Here is an 18,534-nt window from a genome sequence, read left to right as displayed (position 1 = left end):
GTTCTCGTCCAGGATCTAGGTCGGGCATCGGCCCGACAAATTCATTGAACATTGAACCGAAGCCCTACCTGGATCATTGTCGGTACAAGCGCGAGTTTCTAGGGGGGGCAATTATATTAGTAGAGCGAATTGGATTAATATCCAAACCGCCTCGCCTCGTATATCGCGCATAAACGGTTAACTCTTCAGGCTGACAACGGGACCTAATATCCATGAATATCCGTTCGACACATTGCTCGTGGAATTCGTTATGGTTACGAAATGAAACTAAATATTGTAGAAGCCTGTTAGCGTCAATCTGAGGACCTGAGTAATTGATTAAGACAGATCCCCAATCAGGCTGGCCAGTCACAGGGCAGTTCGATTTAAGTAAATGACTATAAACAGAATAATTATTGACATAGACCTGACTTGTTTGCAGCAGCTCAGCATTCACTTTATATTCTGAACAACCAATATCTAACTCGTCCAAATAAAATCCCTCAAATTGGCCAATGGGGGAATTAGCAAATTCTTGAGGAGAATACATAAGCACTTCGACAGTAAGACCTGCTACTTTAGACAGATCGCGCTGGATTATCTCGCGAACTAATTCCGGGGAAGAAAAGCGAGTATTGTTAAATGAATTCAAATACAATTTAAAGGATTTAGATTCAATAATATTCGGTGAATCACAGGGAATGATAATGTCAGCCACGGCAACGACGGGTTTGCATTTTTCATTCAGCCAAGATAATTCAAAAGCAGTCCATATATCATAGCCTTTAAAAGGTAAGGGTTGACGAATATCAATAGCTTCTCGTTTAGGTTGCCTTGAAATTGGAAACAAGAGCGTATCATCATAATTATCGATATAAATACTGCGTTGACCAAGCGGAGAACTCGTTAAATCGTCTACTATCATAAATCTTAAATTTTTTAAACTGTCCAATAGGAGCTGGATAATAACAAATCAAGAGGAATTATGCATCAATACTGCTCATAATCACTCATTTAGCTTGCTAATAAATAAATTGATAGCTAGTTTCATTCACATCTGTCGCTGCATCTAATATGATATAGACTTTCTGATTGTGGCGGCTTAGATATGACTTTAACTTCCTTAAATGCAATTTCTCCTATTGATGGGCGCTACCTTAAAAAAACAAGTGCATTGAGCCCTTATTTTAGTGAATTCGCTCTCATTTATTATCGTCTTATGGTAGAAATTCGCTGGCTAGAATCGCTTGGAGCCAATAAAGAAATTCCCGAAGTAGGTGAGTTTGATAGTGACGACAAAGCCTTCTTAGCTGATCTATTAGTTAATTTTGACGAGACTGAAGCGGAAAAAGTAAAAGTCTACGAAAAACAAACCAATCATGACGTGAAAGCAGTTGAGTATTATCTCCGAGATAAATTACAGGAACATGAAGGCTTAAGCCGATATATTGGATTTATCCATTTTGCTTGCACTTCCGAAGACATTAATAATGCTGCTTATGCCTTAATGATCAAAGAAGCGATAGCGCAAATCATCCAGCCTACGCTGGCGGAAATTATTGGCAGCATTACCCTATTAGGTAAACAACATGGTGATGTGGCTATGTTATCCAGAACACATGGGCAACCCGCAACTCCCACAACCATAGGCAAAGAATTAGTGAATTTTGTCGCCCGCTTGAAACGTCCTCAACAGCAATTGGCGGAAGTATTAATTCCAGCGAAATTTAATGGCGCAGTAGGTAATTATAATGCCCACATGATTGCTTATCCTCAAGTGGATTGGCGTAAACATTGTGGGAATTTTGTTAATTCACTGGGTCTATCTTTTAGTGCTTATACCACACAAATTGAACCCCATGATGGCATTGCAGAAGTAGCTCATATCATGATCCGCACTAATAATATCTTACTTGATTACACCAGAGATATTTGGACCTATATTTCCCTCAACTATTTCAAGCAAAAAACAGTCGCTGAAGAAGTGGGTTCATCGACAATGCCGCATAAAGTCAACCCTATTGATTTCGAAAACGCCGAAGGCAACTTAGGCTTGGCCAATGCACTTTTCGATCATTTTGCCCATAAACTTACACAATCCCGTTTGCAGCGTGATCTCTCAGATTCTACCGTCTTACGTAATATCGGTGTAGCCTTTGCTTATACTTTGATTGCTTATCAATCAATCGCCAAAGGCAATGATAAATTACAAATCAATAAACACATTTTAAAAGATGATTTGAATAGCAATTGGGAAGTTCTCGCAGAAGCGGTTCAAACCGTAATGCGTCGGTATGATGTGCCTAATGCTTACGAACAATTAAAAACCTTGACACGAGGCCAAGGAATCGATGCCGATAGTTTAAAAAAATTCATTAAAACCCTCGAGCTCCCGGAAGAGGTTAAAGCGCAATTGATTGATTTAACACCGGAAAAATACACCGGACTGGCCGCCCTATTAGTGAAAGCATTTTCATGAGCACAAACTTATCTCAACAAGGCAAAGCTTTGGAGTTTGATGTACTCGTTGTGGGGACTGGCCTTGCAGGTCTAAGCTATTGTTTGCAACTGCTAAAAATACAACCCGCATTAAAAATTGCGTTGATCTCTAAAGCAGAGATGAGTGAATGCAATAGTCGCTATGCCCAAGGAGGAATTGCCGCTGCAGTATTACCCGAAGATTCACTCGAATCACATATTGCAGATACACTACAAGCGGGTGATGGCTTATGCTATGAACCTGCAGTTGAATTTATTATCCGCCAAGGACCACAGGTAATTGAAGAACTGCTTTCCTACTCAATTCACTTTACCAAACTACCCGATGGTGAATATTCTCTCGCCCAAGAAGGAGGGCACTCCCATCGACGGATATTCAATAGCAGCGATCATACTGGTTTAACCGTCACTGAAGCGTTGCTTAAAGCCGTCAGACAACAACCACAAATTCACATTTTTGAACACCATATTGCCGTTAATTTAATTACTCATTACCACCCTCATCGCACCGATAACCAAGGCGAAGTGCTGGGTGCTTATATTTTGGATTGTCAGCGTAATCGCATAGATACCTTTGCTGCTCATTGCGTGATTCTCGCTACAGGCGGTGCTGGAAAAACTTATCGCTATACAACCAATCCGATGATTGCCACCGGTGATGGGGTTGCTATGGCCTATCGCGCCGGAGCACGGATAGGAAATATGGAGTTTTATCAATTTCACCCGACAGTGTTACACCATCATTCTTTAAATAACTTTTTAATATCGGAAGCTGTGCGTGGTGAAGGCGCTCTACTAAAAAATGCGGAAACCGGCGAACGCTTTATGAGACGCTATGCACCGGAACAATTAGAATTAGCCACGCGAGATGTTGTAGCACGTTCTATTTTTAGTGAAATTGAGCAAAGTCAATCAGGATTTGTGTATCTCGATATCACTCATCAATCCAAATCCTTTCTAAAAAAACATTTTCCGCAAATTTACACCACCCTTCTTTCTATTGGTATTGATATGAGTCAGGACCTGATTCCAGTTGTCCCTGCCGCCCATTATCAATGTGGTGGGGTACTCACTGATGTCGATGGTCGTACCGATTTGAAACGCCTCTATGCCATCGGTGAAGTCGCCTTTACCGGTTTACATGGAGCAAATCGCCTAGCATCTAACTCCCTGCTAGAAGCCCTGGTTATGGCAAGCAATGCTGCTCGCTGTTCACTAAAAGACATTGCAAGCCCCTCCAAAATGATTGAAACCATTCCGAATTGGAGTTCTCCTGGCGAAGTCAACACAAGACGAGCAAGCCAAATTAATGCTCATTGGCGTGGACTGCGAAGCGAAATGACCTCCTACGCGGGCATCGTACGCACCGAAGCCGGCTTGCAAGATCTACTACAATTAATCATGAAACGGAAAAAAATTATTGAAGAGTATTATTGGAAACACAGTATCACTCGCGATTTTATTGAACTACGCAATATTGTATTGAATGCTGAACTCATCGTGCGAGCGGCCTTATCAAGAAGAGAATCGCGGGGTGGGCATTATCGTGAAGATTTTCCATACAAAAATGCTCAGGCTCAAGAAAGCATTGCACGTCTTACTACGCCGCAAAACCCTTTCATTTAAATGAGGTTGTAATCAATGTTTAATAGCCAGATCTCTAGTTATCAACCTGAAAAAACACTCATGCATGTACGTAATGACATGAGTATTTGCCAAGCAGATTATCCTTTGGATTGGTATCAAAAAGATTTTATTCCCTATGCTGAAGAATACCAGGCTTTAGCTGATCGAAAATTGACAACGGTTCTTGCTTGGATGACGCCTTATATGAAAAAGGCGCAGGCACATTTTGGTGATAACTTGCTTTTGCTTGCTCATTATTATATGGGAGGCGATATTGTAAGACTGGTTGAACAATTCGGAGGGCAAATTGGGGATTCTTATCAATTAGCATTAATGGCTGCAAATCATCCCGAAAAATCCGTCATCATTGAATCAGCAGTTCATTTCATGGCCGAATCAATTAGCATTTTGGCTAGTCCACAACAGCAGGTTTATATTACTAACCCTAAATCCGGCTGTACCATGGAAATGCTTGCTAAAGATTTTATGGTGGAACCCGCTTTTTTAGATCTTAATGAACGTTATGGTGCTGAAAATATTTTACCTGTTTGTTATATGAACACCTCGGGACGAGTGAAAGCGATGACAGGCGCTCAAGGCGGAGCAGTCTGCACAAGTTCGAACGTGAAAAAAATTTTTGAATGGGCGAGAAAACAAAATAAAAAAATTCTTTTCATTCCTGATCAACACATGGGCGAAAATATCGCTTACTGGTTAGGCATCAAAAATTTAGCTTATTGGCCAGGCGGTACAGCAGGTGCACAGTATTCCTTGCTTGATCAATCCCAAGACGTCTTGTCTCGATTTGACCAGGCCGAATTGATATTATTTTCTAGTGAATGTGCAGTTCACACCTATTATCAACCAGAAATGTGTGAATATTGGCATTCACAGGGCTACACCACCGTCGTTCACCCTGAATGTCGCAACTCAGTAATCAAATTGGCACAGCATGCAGGTTCAACTGCCTTTATTTGGGATTATGTAGTCAACGATAGAGCCAACACCCAACGCTATGCAATTGGCACTGAAAATCACATGGTAGAAAATGTGAGGCAGTACTGCAAAGGCTTAGGAATCGACGTAGTTAACCTTGCTGAGGCACCTAAAAAAGACCATGAAAAAGGGATGGGTTGTGGTTGTGCTACGATGTCAAGAAATGACCCACCTCATTTAATCGCTTTAGTTGATCTCTTAAGACAGGGGAAAACAATGGCCTACAACGAAGTCAAAGCGGGTGATTTGGTGAATGAATTCACAGGCTCCCGTCAGCGCTTACAGGATACTGACCAACAATGGGTTATTGATAATGCTAAAAAAGCCTTAGAAATGATGATTAATATCACAGAAGATAAGTTATAGTAAATCAGGACACCGCTTGATTAAACGTTGAAATTTGGATTTTTTCCAAAATTATTTATCATTAGAACGAAAAAAAATCAATCTCAGGAGGAGCTTCAAATTGTTATATCTAACAACAGACCAACATAGTAGTATTTATCAAACTTTAGAATCAAAACATCAGGAAAGAACATTATCTCTTTCTCATTCTAGAGAAGACCTGAATTCTTCCCAGGAGAATTTTTTTGCTAGAATAGAAGCTTAATTTAATTTAGCAAAAGAATTAGTGATTATTTCTTCGTTAAATGGCAAATTAAGTGTATAAATCTAGTTCGTTTGCTTCATATCTTTAACGTGAACAAGGAAAGAGCATGCTAAAACGAGATATCTCAAGGACAAATGTCTTAGTCGCTGCTGCCGGTGGTATGATTGGCTCAGGTTGGCTCTTTAGCCCTTTTATTAGTGCCCAAATGGCAGGTCCAAATGCTTTAATCAGTTGGATTCTTGCAGCCTTATTCATGCTATTCATTGCCTTACCACTTTGCGAGTTAGGTGCCATGTTTCCTATCTCAGGAGGCATGACTAATTACCCAAGTTTTACGCATGGTAATGATGTAGGATTTTTATTTGCCTGGACCTCATGGCTATCATACGTCGTCATGACCCCTATTGAGATTCAAGCTATCTTGCAATACTCCGGTCATTTTTTCCCTAGTTTAGTTATTCAAAATGCTTCTGCTTTCACTCTTTCGGGCCCTGGCTATATTGCGGCGACAATCATTATGCTTTTCGTTGTATTAGTCAATTCCTACGGTATAAAAATGCTCGCTGAATGTAATAAAATAGCCAGCATCATTAAATTCCTAGTTCCAAGTATTGCCATTGTTGCTCTACTTTATACAGCACCATCAATGAGTAATATTCAGTTGAATTTAACCGATAAAAATTCTTGGGTTCAGATCTTTACCGCACTTTCAGCGGGCGGTATTGCTTTCGCATTTACTGGATTTCAAAATGGCTTGATGCTCGCTGGTGAAGTACAAAATCCACAACGCAATATTCCCATAGCCATTTTAGGCGCCGTGCTTATCGGTTTTGTTTTGTATTTCATGTTGCAATTGAGTTTTCTGGCAGCAATTCCACAATCTTATGTGAGCCAAGGTTGGCAAAATTTAAGCTTTCCGGGCGAAAGCGGTCCTTTAGTTGGATTAACTCTATTAGTTGGCCTAGGTTTTGTAGCCATGCTACTTATGTTTGATGCTGCGTTCTCTCCCTTTGGAACAACGCTCGTTTATACTGCTGCAACCTCGCGTATTGTTTACGGCATGAGTTTAAACAATCACTTACCTAAATTCTTTACCAAATTAAACCGTCATAAAATTCCTTATATTACTCTTTATGCAAACCTTTTGGTTGGGATGTTTTCTTTCCTTCCCTTTCCGGGCTGGCAAAAAATGGTCGCTTTTCTTTCCTCTTGCAGTATTTTGTCTTATGGCATCGGTCCTATTTGTTTATTGGCAATGCGCAAACTGCAGCCTAATCGAGAAAGACCGTTTAGGCTTTCAGCCAGCCTCTTCTTTTGTCATGCAGCCTTTTATTTCTGTAATTTGATGTTGTATTGGTGTGGTTTTGATATCATTTGGAAGCTCGACTTAGCATTATTATTAGGCTTTATTATTAATCAGACTTACCAAAAACGCGGTATCACCAATTGCAGTCGCAGCTTATATTGGTTTGCCTTTTATATGGCAAGCATGTTGCTGATCTCTTATTTAGGTTCTTTTGGCGGTATTCATCGCTTAGAGTTTCCTATCGATATTTTAATTATTTTACCATTTAGTATTATTATCCTTTATTTCTCTCAATGTGTAATTGTTGATACTAAAGCACACGAAGAGCTGACCTCGAATTTGCTGCTTACTGAAGCGGCTGAAGGTTAATTTGAGCTTCTTTTGCCGCGGAACTTTATTTGACGAAAAGTTAAATTGATTCGCGGTTCATTAACTAGTTTTGATTTCGGCAAAGCATGTTTCCAATAATGCTGTGTCTCTCCACTCATTAATAAAACAGAACCATGACCAAGAGGAAGCTTTAAAACAGCTTTTTGTTTTTTATGACGCAAAGAAAATTGTCTTTCAGCTCCAAAACTAACTGAAGCAATAACCGGTTGATTTCCAAGTTCCGGTTCATTATCTGCATGCCATCCCATACTGTCTTGCCCATTTCGATATAAATTAGCTAATACGGAATTAAATTGAATACCCAGGCAATTTTGAAGATAAGCCTTAATTTCCAACAAAGGCTCAATCCATTTTTTAGGTTCATGCTTCACACCTGAATAGCTATAAATAGCATCTTCATCCCCATACCATGCCATTAATCGGGGGACTTTTACTTCTCTTCCTACAATAAGGATTGTTTCTTCCTGCCAAGCAATTCTATTGGAAAGTGTATGAAAATAGCTGTCGGCTTTTTTTTTTGAAAAAAATTGGGGGAAGTAATCTAGTGATAGATTTTCGTTGCAAATAATCGTTGAATTCTCTTTCTTTGTCATAAAACTATCAAATGTCCTATTTGCTATCCTCTCTGCTTTCGCAGGGATGACAATAAAATCGCAGAATTACCATAAAATGGCAAGAATGACAATCGCGCACAAAAAGAAGAAAACGCAAATAACAAAAAGCCTGATAACCGTTGTCACGGCACCAGGCTTAACTCATTAAAATCTTCTTACTTATGAAACGGGTTTTTATCTTCAAAACGATGAACAAGAGACTCCACCTTGTTCTCTAAGGGATTTGTTTTACTATGTGGCATATTAATTTTAGGTTCAGGCATTTTCTTTTCTGTGAAATTCATTTTTGGATCGATAAGAGGTGCTTTCGAATTCTGCAAAGGCATACCCATCTTATTTTCTGGCATCATCTTTTTTTCAGCCATCGTTTTCTGAGCTGTTGGTGTGTTCATTTTTTTGGTGAGCAAGCTCGTTTTAGGTTCTGCCGCGGTTTTCTTTTGGGGCATTACCCTTTTTGCAGTAGTAGATGAACGACTAGCTGCCGCTTTTTTTTCTGGCTTCATCGTTTTTGATTCAGAAGCTATTTTCTTCTTTTGCAGAGATGGTTTAGACTTGGCTTCAACTTTTTTTCCAGCCTTAGCCATTGGCTTAGCTATTTTTTTCTCAGTCAGATTCTTCTTTTCTGCGGCTGGCTTTGCTTTAGAGCTTAGAGTTTTAGCTTTAGCTGATTTCATTTCAGATTTTGCCATAGCTGGCTTTGTTTTAGTTTGAGGCTTTTTACTAGCAGACTTGGCAAGTTTAGAAGGCGATTTTTTTGTTGCTGGTTTTCGAATAGCAGTTTTGACCTCAGGCATTTTTTTCTTAGTTCTTAGCTCGGTTTTTGCAGCTTTCATGGATTTCTCAGCTTTTTCTCTCATTTCTTGAGAGACAGATAACAGAGTCTCTTCAAAAATATGAAATGATTTTTGCATATAAGCAAAAATATTTTGGCTATTTTCCATCGCAAAAGAAAAGTGTCGGCTCAATAACTCTGCAGGATTACGTAGATTTGAAAGGTCTTCAGGTTTTAGATATTTTAAATTCTTTAATGTGTTCATCTGAAGTTCTAGCATCGCCCGAAATGGTTTTTGCATCTCATTTGACATGACTGCCCAATTCTTAAAATAATCCTGATTCATATTTATCTCCGTATTGTTGCGTTGCACTATATTTCAGCCTAGCCGATTAATTCAAATTTTGCGAGTTTTAGAAAGCAAATATTTTTCTTTTATCTAAAATCACTTACTCTGCCACACTAAATTGACAGTTCATAATAGAATCATTACAAACGAAACCACCTAGTGTATAAATCCAATTATAATCCTCTCGTGCCGGAACCATTACCCTGACCTGCCACCATATCGAATAAAGACCTATAGAATTTTTATAAGTACAAACCACCCCCTGCCCCATACCAGCAACTAGGATATTCGCTCGAACAAATTGGGTGTTTTCGTCGGCTTGTGGACGATTAGCTGAGTAAGGGTTGATTTCCCAAGGCTCAGGAAGTTTTCCCAGTTTCAACGAGGAGGTTTGAGGATCAGGACAAGTTTTCATTTCGGCTTGGCAAGCCAAACTAACAACAGCCAGTATTACACTCATCCATAATTTTTTATTCATTACCACCTCACCAAAATATTGAGTCTTAGTCAAGAGCTTCTTGCAAAGTGATATTATTTTTAACTAAATGAAAGTATTACACAAGCATAGCAAATAAATTTAACTTTCCCATTGTTTCACAACCTATCTTTGCTATAATGGCCGCCTGTGTGCCGGGGTGGCGGAATTGGTAGACGCGCCGGATTCAAAATCCGGTGGTGGTGACACCGTGTGGGTTCGAGTCCCACCCTCGGTACCAAAATATAAATTATGATTTATTGACTACCTTCCCTCTATATAAACCTTTACAGGCTTTAGAACTCCACACTCCTTGAGTTAAACCAAACTCCGTCAGCTTGTAAAGATAATAATGAATTCGCTCTTCCCATTTTTGATTGTTCATTCTACCTCTTGAACGAAAACTGCCATTGATAAGATATACACCGTTTAGTTTTTTAATAGCAAATTTTGCTTGATCTAAGATAATACCGTTATCAGTAGTGATGGGTTGGGTCAAGGCTTGATTAACCACATGAACAAAGCCGCCAGGAGTATGTTGTTTACAATATTCTTTATCCACCCCAGGCCGATTAGGGATAGCTTCATAATAAGTTCCTTTCCAAGTGACTGTAGCGAAATTCGCTGAATAACTAGACGACAGATTAAAAATAAAAAAAACTAATGTATAAAAATGTATATTTTTCAATGCAGTTACTCTTTTGTTATTTATAGCAAAGTTTATAACATTTTTCATTTAGGATTTCATATAAAACTAATTTTTCACAAAAGGTGATTTTTTGTTGCACCAAGGTTAATTAATGTGCTAATTTATACAAAATATATCACTTGAACTAAAAAACCAATGAACCGCCATTTTTTTGACATTATGCAAGCTAACCTAATTTCTATCTCAAGAAATTTAGCTGCTTATGGCGTTTCTTTTTCTAATTTCAATCTAATTACTCTTCTCGTAACTGTGGTTCTTATCTGCCTTTCTCCGCCCTTGAAGAGGATAGTTTTTTGATACGCGCCCCTTCAAGGGGGCTCTAGCGAATCAAAAAACATCATTTTTATTCAAGATTTGGAGAACAATATGCGCCAATTATTCTGTCGAAATAGGGCATTACCCCATTCAGGCTTGCACCGGTTGCAATCAAGAGGCATATCAATGAGTGCCATACAGTTTAAATTAACTGAGCAAAGTTCTGAGCCATCTTCCGAGAAAACTTGCGGTCAGCTAATAAAAATAAACTCTAATACTAAAGACACTAACTTAGAAACTGTTTTAGAGGTTTTGCAAACAACAATAATCGGAAAAAATAAAAATAGCTTATTTATCTGGACAACACCAACCACTCGCTTAACTAGTAGTTACGAGGATTCAATCTATCCTGGCCATAATTTTACCTCGGTAACGAATGAACAGGGAGAGACTGTTTCCTTTATAAGCAAAAGGCCGAATACAACCAATGTCCTGGGTGAGCACAAACGAGTACCTGATGCACGATTTAAAAATCAATCTGGGAAAACTAAATTATTCACTCCTCGATTTGCGACCATCAAAGAAGAATTAGAGCAATGGCACAAACGCTCATTAGTTGTTGATGACTATCCTCTATTTGTTCATATTATTCCTTTCCATGATAAATTAGACTTGGATCTCGAGACCTATAAATCGAATGTGAATTATTTATTGGGCTCACAAGAACCCTATACTTTATTCAGTTTTTTGCACCCTAGTGGTAATCGCTATATCCGTGCAGCAAATTGCAATACAACCACAGAACAGTCTATCTTTGGTTTACACTCTACTTCCGTACAGGATTTAGCCTGTCAGGACGCTGCAATGAAATTGGTGATGAGATTAATAAAATCAAAATATAGTTATTTATCAGCAGCTGAAAATTTAGGGTTAACAAAAGAAATTGAACCTTCAACTATTCCAGAGGATCTCTACTATGCTTCCTTTACTTGCTGAGGATTCTATTAGCTATCCCTATTTCAAAGTCTCTAAAACTTCGTAATAGGGATAATTATAAGCAAGAAAACTTTAACTATTAGTTATCACTCGCCAATCCTCCCATATTCTACAGGTACTTTGACATAGAATAGTTTCACTTTTTCTTGGATAAGATAATTAATTAATTCATTGGCTGCCTCTTCGGAAGCAATCATAGTCACTTCAACAGGTTGATCTAAAAGCTCGAAAAAATGAGCACTATGAACTTTACGATGCTCTCCAAATCCCATTGATCCAAGAAAAGCAGTGGCTCCGGCAATACCTCGCTCTCGCGCAGCTTCAATAAGCCATTCATAAAGTGGTGTTCTTCCTTGCCTTTCGTTTTGTTCCATAAAAAACTCGAGTTGGTATCCTTTCTGCATCTCAGCTCCCCTTGCTTCTTGTCGAATAATCCCTAAGCTAATTGAATATTAAGAAATAGACATCAATTTTCTTGCCAAATCTTAACTTCTTTCAAACCTTCTCTTTCCTCAATAAGCCGATCAATAGTCACTTTAGTATGATCACGAATCAAAATAAGAAAAGGAATGAAACCTAGCGCCAGTATAAAAGCCAGTTGATATAAACCAATCCAACCCAACCACATTTGCAACATTGCTGCACATGGACCTGAGAAAATTCGTGGTAAGGCCGCAATGGCTACTAATAAAGAAAATTGGGTTGCTGTGTAAGGTTGTTTAGTAAGTCTCATAAAAAAAGCAACTAAGGCAGTAGAACCCATACCCGCAGCAAAGTTATCGCAAATTACTGCTGTAGCAAACAGGAATAAATTTTTCCCTACAATCGCCAAAGCGATAAACAAAACATTAGTCAGAGCCTGTAAGAGACCAAAAACAAATAAGGCGCGGAATAGGGACCAACGAATTAATAAAATACCAGCCGCTAAACCACCCAATAATATCGAACTAATGCCCATCATTTTATTAACATAGCCAATGGTATCGATGGAAAAACCCACACCTTGAATCAAGAAAGGCATTACAATCCCACTGGTCGTTGCAGTAAATGCTTCGCCCAGTTTGTAGAATAAAATAAAAAATAATAAGGGAATAATTCTGCGTCGAGCAAAGAGCTCTTTAATTGGCGCAATAAAAGACTCAACAAAACCTGTTTGGGTCTGATTATTGGCAGGTCTGGAAGGTTCACTAGACCATAAAGTAGCTATCACACCCACCAACATTAAAAATCCCATGAGGCGATAGGTATACGACCACCCGAGGTGTTTAGCTAATACGAGTGCAAATCCACCAGCAAGTAATAACGCTAAGCGATAGCCAAAAGTGGCTAACGAGGCTCCTAAACCATGTTCTTTAGTAGGCAAATATTCGACTCGATGCGCATCAATAGCAACATCTTGAGTCGCTGAAAAACACGCACAAGCGAAGGCAAGAATAGCCATCCATTCAGGATATTGAGTAGGTGATAACCAAGCCATGGCATTAAAGCCAAGCAGTAATGCAAACTGCATAACTAAAATCCAGCTTCGACGCTTTCCCAGAGGCAACAGTGAATAGCGGTCGAGTATGGGGCCCCAAGCAATACGGTATACATAAGGCATACCTACTAAACTTAACATTCCAGTCGCTAACACTGACATTCCAGCATCTGCAAACCAGGCTTGCAGGGTACTACTCGTAAGTGCTAAAGGAAGCCCCGAAGAAAAACCCAACAAGAAAACGATCAGTAGGCGTTTATTCATGCAAAATGCTCAGAACGTGGAATTTACCCCAGCTTCATTCTTTGCTGGGGTAAAAAAATCGATTAGGCATCAGTTTTCTTAACTGAAATCAGATGAATCTTGAAAATTAAGGTTTCATTAGGTCCGATAGGGCCGCCAACGCTACGTGGACCGTAGGCTAAATCAGATGGAATATAAACTTCCCAAGTAGAACCAGAAGGCATTAACTGTAAAGCTTCAGTCCAACCAGGAATAACCTGTGAAACTTTGAAAGTTGCAGGCTTGCCAGTTTTTTCCGTACTGTCAAAGACTTGACCATTGATCAATCGACCAGTGTATTCAACAGTAACAGTGTCGTCTTTAGCTGGTTTTGCGCCATCCCCTTTTTCAAGGATTTTGTATTGCAAACCGCTAGGTAAACTCACAACACCATCTTTTGATTTATTATCTTTGAGGAACGCTTCCCCTTTTGATTTATTTTCTTCAGATTTTTTATTGAATTCAGCGCTGCGCTTCATCATCAATTCTTTCTGAAATTTATTTAATACCTCTTTCATTTGTTCTTCAGTTAGCAATAATTGCCCACCACTCATTCCATCTTGTAAACCTTTTGCCATTGCTGCAGGACTAATATCAATTCCCTGCTTCTTGAAGTTCTTACCTAAATCCGCTCCGATGCTGTAAGACAGCTTATCCGTATCAGTAGATAATGATGCCGCTGATGGCGTAGAAGTTGCTGTAGCATTTGCAGCTATTGTCGTTGACATGGCCAAACTCATGGCAGCAGCAGCGACCAATCTCATCTTCATAAACAATTCCCCTTTTTGTCTTTCGTCGAATAGAACTTTGCAAAAAATGCATCCCCATTCTGCCTAAATTTAAATAAAATTACTAGTAAAACACTTATTTGTTTCATTGTTTTCTATCAATCAAGGACCCTCGCGAGGACGCTGCATCTACTCATTACCGACGATTTTAACCCTTGTTTATTCGGGTTAATTTGCGAATGTAAAGAGGCTTATTAAATCCTTGCATTAAAAAAATCATAAACACAGGCAGAAACAGAGGTTATGCCGATAGAAATTTAAGCATGATGCGAAAAATCTTGCCGTTTCAAGCTAAACCTTCAATTCTTAATAATTGGTTAATATTTTTTCTATACAATCATTAGTCATTCACTATGGTTTTATTTGTTTCTAATCTTTAGAAATAAGCTTTACAGGTTAAACATTTTATATGAAAAAAAAATACGAAACGCTCTCTCGGACTAATGTTGAAGGAAAGGTAGAAGAAGAAAAAAAAATATATATAAACCATATCAAACTACAGCAGGCTTTATTTTTATTTAGAAATTGGGTTACACATCAACATTTACTTGTTAATAATCCTTGTGATAGAAAATCAAAAACCGCCTACTCAATGGCAAAATTAATTAATCAGGGAAATCCCCTCTCCCTTGTAATGCCAGGAGTATATTTCGACGATACTTACTGTTCTTATGTTTTAGAAAGCTGGGAAGAACTTTATCTTAAAGATGATATTTTTATTTCTCTCGAAAATTTATACCAGAACAAATTTCGAGCTTTTTCGTTAGAAACAATTTTTTTATCTAATAAAAATAACGGTTTTTTACGAACAGGTTTACGTTATGATGATAGGCAACTAACACCCATGAGTAAGACTGATCAAAAGCGCTTCCTCACTCAGTTAAAAAAACGATATCCATTACATTATCAAGAATATTTAGATGCTCAACCTAAAGATGGGTCCTCGACAATAATAACTGTAAATAGCTTATATATTATCTTAGATACCGTTGAAATAATGTTGATGTTAAGCTGCCATAAAGGTGGGTTGAGAAATACAAGCTCAGCTAATAGTTTAACGGATTGTTTAAGCGCATATGGCTATGAATTATTGCGTCAGACCTTATCAGAAAATTTAACTAAAAAAGAAAAAGAAGGATTACAACAGTTGTGGGCCAAGAATATCCACAGTGATGCAGAAAAAACCGTACAGGATTTGCTTGATTCGGCATTGAAAGGAGCCTGTACAACAACTTTAGGTTTATATTGGCTAGGATTGCTTAAGCAGTTCCGGCAACATTTCTCCTTAAGGGTCGATGAGTCTTTTTTATCTGAAACCTATGAAAGGTTTGTTGCAAATAACCCCACTGAGTCAGCAAGTGTATCAAGAAGTATGTTTTTTGCCTGTATTAAAGAAAATATGCGATATATTGCCACAGAAATGATGACCTCAGAAGATAAGGATTCTGATAATTATTACAGGTTAAATTAGTTCGTGTTGACAATTCATCCCACCGCTTAGCTCTATGAACTCATCCCTCTTTTTAACGACTATTCATCAAGATAGCTTCTAAAAGAGAGGACGACATTAGCAAAATCGAATCAGAGGTTATTTACAAGATGTTACCTCATAATAATTAGAAAAAACTTATGATGAATTATATTGTTTATAGGGTGTTTTCCTTCTAAAATTAGCATATTTGACCCCTGGATTTTTCATTATGAGCATCAGCCTCTTTGACTTGTTTTCTATAGGTATCGGTCCATCAAGTTCACACACTGTAGGCCCTATGCTTGCAGCCAATGCTTTTTTAGCTTTGCTAGAAAAAGAAGAATATTTTGATAAAACAGAAAGAGTCAAAACTGAACTCTATGGTTCTTTAGCTTTAACAGGTAAGGGACATGGCACTGACAAAGCAATTTTAAATGGTTTGGAAGGCAAAGCACCTGAAACAGTTGTACCGGAAAGCCTGATACCTCGCATGCATGAAATCATTGATTCGAAAGCCCTTTTTCTTGCCGGGAAAAAGAGTATCCCTTTTCATGAGCCCAGTGATTTTTTATTGTTCCAAAAAGAAGTATTGCCCAAACATAGCAATGGTATGCGCTTTACCGCTTACGATAGTTCAGGAACAAGTCTAATAAGTCAAATTTATTATTCGATTGGTGGGGGGTTTATCACAACAGAAGAAGAGTTTGATAGGTCTTCCTCAAGCCTTAGACCACCACCCTACCCTTTTACTACAGCGCGAGAGTTATTAAAACTTTGCCAAGATAATCAGCTAACTATTGCCGAATTAATGATTACTAATGAGTTAACCTGGCGTGATAAAGCCACGATTCATAAAGACATCTTAGCAATAGCCAAAGTGATGAATGAATGCATTGAAAATGGCTGCAAACACCCTGGCATACTCCCTGGCGGATTGAATTTAAAACGCCGAGCTCCCGATTTATATAAAAAACTAATCGAGCACAAAGGCGTACCAAGTGTTTTTGAGCAATCAGATATTATGAATCGGCTCAATTTATACGCTATGGCAGTCAATGAAGAAAACGCAGCGGGAGGACGAATCGTTACCGCACCGACTAATGGTGCAGCGGGCATTATTCCTGCGGTGCTCAAATATTGCCAGGAAGCGCATGATCGCCTGAGCGATGAAGATATTTATATTTATTTTCTAACTGCTGCCGCTATCGGTATCCTCTATAAAGTAGGCGCGTCTATTTCCGGCGCTGAAGTAGGTTGTCAAGGTGAAGTCGGTGTTGCTTCCTCAATGGCCGCTGCAGGTTTGACAGCCGTATTAGGCGGCACCATTGCACAAATTGAAAATGCCGCTGAAATTGCTATGGAACATCACCTCGGTATGACCTGTGATCCAGTTTTAGGTCTCGTGCAAATCCCTTGTATTGAACGCAATGCGATGGGCGCAGTGAAAGCCGTGAATGCTTCACGGATGGCGCTTATTGGTGATGGTCAACATCAAATTTCGTTGGATAAAGTGATTAAGACCATGAAAAAAACCGGTGAGGATATGCAGAGTATTTATAAGGAAACCTCATTGGGTGGTTTGGCGGTTAATCAACCTGAGTGTTAATAAATTACTTCAAACCCACACATAAATCCCGCGGCCAAGGCCGCGGAATTTGTTTTAGAGCTCAGCAACTTGCCTGGGAGCTCTTCTCAATAAACTATTCAACAATAATAAGCTCGCAACAATCATCCACATAACCCCAAGAATTCCTACAAAGGCTTGTAACGGACTAGCGCTAAGGTACCCCATAATTACGACCGCGACGGTAGCGGTGGACATGTTGATAAAGCTCATCATTGATGAGCTATTCGCTTTATCAGCCAAGGCATTCGAGGCAATAAACGATCCGCCTGAAAACAACAAGCCGGTAAACAAATAAAGTACGAAAGTACTCAGGAAAAACCATGCGGCTGACATTGAGTGTATATAGTTCATCGCCATGATACTCATAATCCCTAAAGCACAACCACCTAAACCTACGTTGATAACTTGAATAGCCTTGATTTGATTAAGTAGTTTCTTAGCCCATAGTCCTCCTAGCAGCATGCCGACCATATTGATCAGATTCCAATAACCATAATCCGCAGCGGATAAATGCAGTACATCATTGGCAATCTGTGGCCCAGCGGCTGAAAAACAATAACCGATTGCAGAACCAAGACCTACTACTAAAGCGAATAAAACTAAAGTTCCAGAGGAAAGTGCTTGCTTGTAATTATGGATCATTGTAACAAGATTGATCGCTTGGGGTTTTTGCAACGTTTCGCTAAAAACCCAGGTTCCCAAAAACATGATCACGCCATGAGCAAATAAAAAGGGAAAACAATAAGTCCAATTCCAATATTCCGTCAGTAGGCCACCCAAAGTTACGGCTAGACCGATTCCAAAGGTAAAAGACAAAATGGTATAAGCCATGGCAGTCTTACGTTGTTCCGCAGCTAACCACTCATTAATTAGCATAAAAGTACAAGCTAAACCACCCGCGGCCCCTAGAGCGGAGATCATGCGACCCACTAAGAGTAACCAGTAGCTATTAAATGCTAAGCTTGTTATACAAAGTAAAATACCTATCATATTAATTACTAAACCAAAGCGTAAGGCATAAACCCTACCCCAGCGATTGGCTAAGGGACCATAAATTAATTGGCCAATAACATAGCCTATCAAAAAAGCGGAAACGACCCATTCAACCTGCCCACTTTGTAAACCAAATTGTAACTGAATAAAGGGAAGAGCTGGAGTCACAATTGTCGCTGAAAAAGAAGCGATAGAAATATAACTAAGTAACCATGCAACTCGGAGATTTGAAACCATGACAGTCTCCTGTATAAAAATGATGGTTCTAGTATAATAATTAACAATAATTTAATAAATATAGCTAATTGGCAATTTGTGTT

General features: G+C 38.9%; 16 protein-coding genes, 1 tRNA gene and 1 pseudogene. 9 read left to right on the top strand and 9 right to left on the bottom strand.

Translation table 11 applies throughout. From position 1 onward, the window contains the following. Positions 1 to 73: 73 nt before the first annotated feature. Entirely contained in the window at positions 74 to 904 is an 831-nt protein-coding gene (gene queF / locus Lnau_RS04600; RefSeq protein WP_058503970.1) for an NADPH-dependent 7-cyano-7-deazaguanine reductase QueF, read from the bottom strand. A gap of 183 nt (positions 905 to 1,087) precedes the next feature. Between queF and purB the strand changes: the two genes are divergently transcribed. The 4 genes from purB to Lnau_RS04580 all read left to right on the top strand — a co-directional run bounded on the left by purB (position 1,088) and on the right by Lnau_RS04580 (position 7,385). Beyond that, positions 1,088 to 2,458, top strand: a complete 1,371-nt coding sequence (purB, locus tag Lnau_RS04595; RefSeq protein WP_058503969.1) for an adenylosuccinate lyase — start codon at positions 1,088 to 1,090, stop codon at positions 2,456 to 2,458. Continuing rightward, on the top strand, positions 2,455 to 4,104 hold the full coding sequence (gene nadB / locus Lnau_RS04590; protein ID WP_058503968.1) for an L-aspartate oxidase: 1,650 nt from the start codon (positions 2,455 to 2,457) through the stop codon (positions 4,102 to 4,104). The genes purB and nadB overlap by 4 nt, the downstream gene beginning before the upstream one ends. Before the next feature lie 15 nt (positions 4,105 to 4,119). Next, positions 4,120 to 5,466, top strand: coding sequence for a quinolinate synthase NadA (gene nadA / locus Lnau_RS04585; RefSeq protein ID WP_058503967.1), 1,347 nt, complete (start codon positions 4,120 to 4,122; stop codon positions 5,464 to 5,466). 350 nt (positions 5,467 to 5,816) lie between these two features. Continuing rightward, positions 5,817 to 7,385: an APC family permease gene (locus tag Lnau_RS04580; protein WP_058503966.1), complete on the top strand. Its 1,569-nt coding sequence runs from the start codon at positions 5,817 to 5,819 to the stop codon at positions 7,383 to 7,385. Here Lnau_RS04580 and Lnau_RS04575 read toward each other — a convergent pair. The 3 genes from Lnau_RS04575 to Lnau_RS04565 form a co-directional block, all read right to left on the bottom strand. Beyond that, positions 7,382 to 7,999, bottom strand: coding sequence for an alpha-ketoglutarate-dependent dioxygenase AlkB family protein (locus Lnau_RS04575; protein ID WP_058503965.1), 618 nt, complete (start codon positions 7,997 to 7,999; stop codon positions 7,382 to 7,384). The two genes, Lnau_RS04580 and Lnau_RS04575, sit on opposite strands and share 4 nt — an antisense overlap. A gap of 176 nt (positions 8,000 to 8,175) precedes the next feature. Beyond that, positions 8,176 to 9,138, bottom strand: coding sequence for a hypothetical protein (locus Lnau_RS04570; RefSeq protein ID WP_058503964.1), 963 nt, complete (start codon positions 9,136 to 9,138; stop codon positions 8,176 to 8,178). A 103-nt stretch (positions 9,139 to 9,241) separates the two neighbouring features. Then, positions 9,242 to 9,601, bottom strand: a complete 360-nt coding sequence (locus tag Lnau_RS04565; protein WP_162263186.1) for a DUF3757 domain-containing protein — start codon at positions 9,599 to 9,601, stop codon at positions 9,242 to 9,244. A 169-nt stretch (positions 9,602 to 9,770) separates the two neighbouring features. On the opposite strand from Lnau_RS04565, the gene Lnau_RS04560 reads away from it, so the two are divergent. After that, positions 9,771 to 9,857: transfer RNA gene (locus Lnau_RS04560), tRNA-Leu, on the top strand. A gap of 9 nt (positions 9,858 to 9,866) precedes the next feature. On the opposite strand, the gene Lnau_RS04555 is transcribed toward Lnau_RS04560, so the two are convergent. Further along, the gene (locus Lnau_RS04555; RefSeq protein WP_058503962.1) at positions 9,867 to 10,352 is read right to left on the bottom strand and encodes a hypothetical protein; all 486 of its coding nucleotides are present in this window, start codon (positions 10,350 to 10,352) and stop codon (positions 9,867 to 9,869) included. A 414-nt stretch (positions 10,353 to 10,766) separates the two neighbouring features. On the opposite strand from Lnau_RS04555, the gene Lnau_RS04550 reads away from it, so the two are divergent. Continuing rightward, entirely contained in the window at positions 10,767 to 11,576 is an 810-nt protein-coding gene (locus Lnau_RS04550) for a hypothetical protein (protein ID WP_133134818.1), read from the top strand. An 86-nt stretch (positions 11,577 to 11,662) separates the two neighbouring features. Here the strand turns inward: Lnau_RS04550 and Lnau_RS04545 are convergent, their stop codons facing one another. The 3 genes from Lnau_RS04545 to Lnau_RS04535 form a co-directional block, all read right to left on the bottom strand. Then, positions 11,663 to 11,980 (bottom strand): DUF190 domain-containing protein, encoded by a 318-nt coding sequence (locus tag Lnau_RS04545; RefSeq protein ID WP_058503960.1) that lies wholly within the window; start codon positions 11,978 to 11,980, stop codon positions 11,663 to 11,665. Positions 11,981 to 12,042: 62 nt separating this feature from the next. Continuing rightward, entirely contained in the window at positions 12,043 to 13,317 is a 1,275-nt protein-coding gene (locus tag Lnau_RS04540; RefSeq protein ID WP_058503959.1) for an AmpG family muropeptide MFS transporter, read from the bottom strand. A gap of 62 nt (positions 13,318 to 13,379) precedes the next feature. Further along, complete coding sequence (locus tag Lnau_RS04535) at positions 13,380 to 14,105, bottom strand: BamJ family beta-barrel-assembly machinery protein (RefSeq protein ID WP_058503958.1); 726 nt, start codon at positions 14,103 to 14,105, stop codon at positions 13,380 to 13,382. Positions 14,106 to 14,203: 98 nt separating this feature from the next. On the opposite strand from Lnau_RS04535, the pseudogene Lnau_RS16955 reads away from it, so the two are divergent. The 3 genes and pseudogenes from Lnau_RS16955 to Lnau_RS04525 all read left to right on the top strand — a co-directional run. Beyond that, positions 14,204 to 14,280 (top strand): annotated as a pseudogene (locus tag Lnau_RS16955) (hypothetical protein); the annotation flags it as partial. A 252-nt stretch (positions 14,281 to 14,532) separates the two neighbouring features. After that, positions 14,533 to 15,594, top strand: coding sequence for a hypothetical protein (locus Lnau_RS04530; protein ID WP_058503957.1), 1,062 nt, complete (start codon positions 14,533 to 14,535; stop codon positions 15,592 to 15,594). A gap of 229 nt (positions 15,595 to 15,823) precedes the next feature. Continuing rightward, positions 15,824 to 17,200, top strand: coding sequence for an L-serine ammonia-lyase (locus tag Lnau_RS04525; RefSeq protein ID WP_058503956.1), 1,377 nt, complete (start codon positions 15,824 to 15,826; stop codon positions 17,198 to 17,200). A 54-nt stretch (positions 17,201 to 17,254) separates the two neighbouring features. Here the strand turns inward: Lnau_RS04525 and Lnau_RS04520 are convergent, their stop codons facing one another. Beyond that, positions 17,255 to 18,451: an MFS transporter gene (locus Lnau_RS04520; protein WP_058503955.1), complete on the bottom strand. Its 1,197-nt coding sequence runs from the start codon at positions 18,449 to 18,451 to the stop codon at positions 17,255 to 17,257. Positions 18,452 to 18,534 lie beyond the last annotated feature (83 nt).

Source organism: Legionella nautarum (assembly GCF_001467895.1).
GTDB lineage: Bacteria > Pseudomonadota > Gammaproteobacteria > Legionellales > Legionellaceae > Tatlockia > Tatlockia nautarum.
Note: the sequence above shows the minus strand (reverse complement) of the source record. Positions and strands in the feature narration are given on the sequence as shown.

Bases quoted from the DNA above. Each gene is read 5' to 3' on its own strand.
- Lnau_RS04545 (WP_058503960.1), bottom strand. From the start codon at position 11,980: ATGCAGAAAGGATACCAACTCGAGTTTTTTATGGAACAAAACGAAAGG.
- Lnau_RS04570 (WP_058503964.1), bottom strand. From the start codon at position 9,138: ATGAATCAGGATTATTTTAAGAATTGGGCAGTCATGTCAAATGAGATG.
- Lnau_RS04540 (WP_058503959.1), bottom strand. From the start codon at position 13,317: ATGAATAAACGCCTACTGATCGTTTTCTTGTTGGGTTTTTCTTCGGGG.
- nadA (WP_058503967.1), top strand. From the start codon at position 4,120: ATGTTTAATAGCCAGATCTCTAGTTATCAACCTGAAAAAACACTCATG.
- nadB (WP_058503968.1), top strand. From the start codon at position 2,455: ATGAGCACAAACTTATCTCAACAAGGCAAAGCTTTGGAGTTTGATGTA.
- Lnau_RS04520 (WP_058503955.1), bottom strand. From the start codon at position 18,451: ATGGTTTCAAATCTCCGAGTTGCATGGTTACTTAGTTATATTTCTATC.
- Lnau_RS04580 (WP_058503966.1), top strand. From the start codon at position 5,817: ATGCTAAAACGAGATATCTCAAGGACAAATGTCTTAGTCGCTGCTGCC.
- Lnau_RS04530 (WP_058503957.1), top strand. From the start codon at position 14,533: ATGAAAAAAAAATACGAAACGCTCTCTCGGACTAATGTTGAAGGAAAG.
- Lnau_RS04565 (WP_162263186.1), bottom strand. From the start codon at position 9,601: ATGAGTGTAATACTGGCTGTTGTTAGTTTGGCTTGCCAAGCCGAAATG.
- Lnau_RS04555 (WP_058503962.1), bottom strand. From the start codon at position 10,352: ATGAAAAATGTTATAAACTTTGCTATAAATAACAAAAGAGTAACTGCA.
- Lnau_RS04525 (WP_058503956.1), top strand. From the start codon at position 15,824: ATGAGCATCAGCCTCTTTGACTTGTTTTCTATAGGTATCGGTCCATCA.
- queF (WP_058503970.1), bottom strand. From the start codon at position 904: ATGATAGTAGACGATTTAACGAGTTCTCCGCTTGGTCAACGCAGTATT.
- Lnau_RS04550 (WP_133134818.1), top strand. From the start codon at position 10,767: ATGAGTGCCATACAGTTTAAATTAACTGAGCAAAGTTCTGAGCCATCT.
- purB (WP_058503969.1), top strand. From the start codon at position 1,088: ATGACTTTAACTTCCTTAAATGCAATTTCTCCTATTGATGGGCGCTAC.
- Lnau_RS04535 (WP_058503958.1), bottom strand. From the start codon at position 14,105: ATGAAGATGAGATTGGTCGCTGCTGCTGCCATGAGTTTGGCCATGTCA.
- Lnau_RS04575 (WP_058503965.1), bottom strand. From the start codon at position 7,999: ATGACAAAGAAAGAGAATTCAACGATTATTTGCAACGAAAATCTATCA.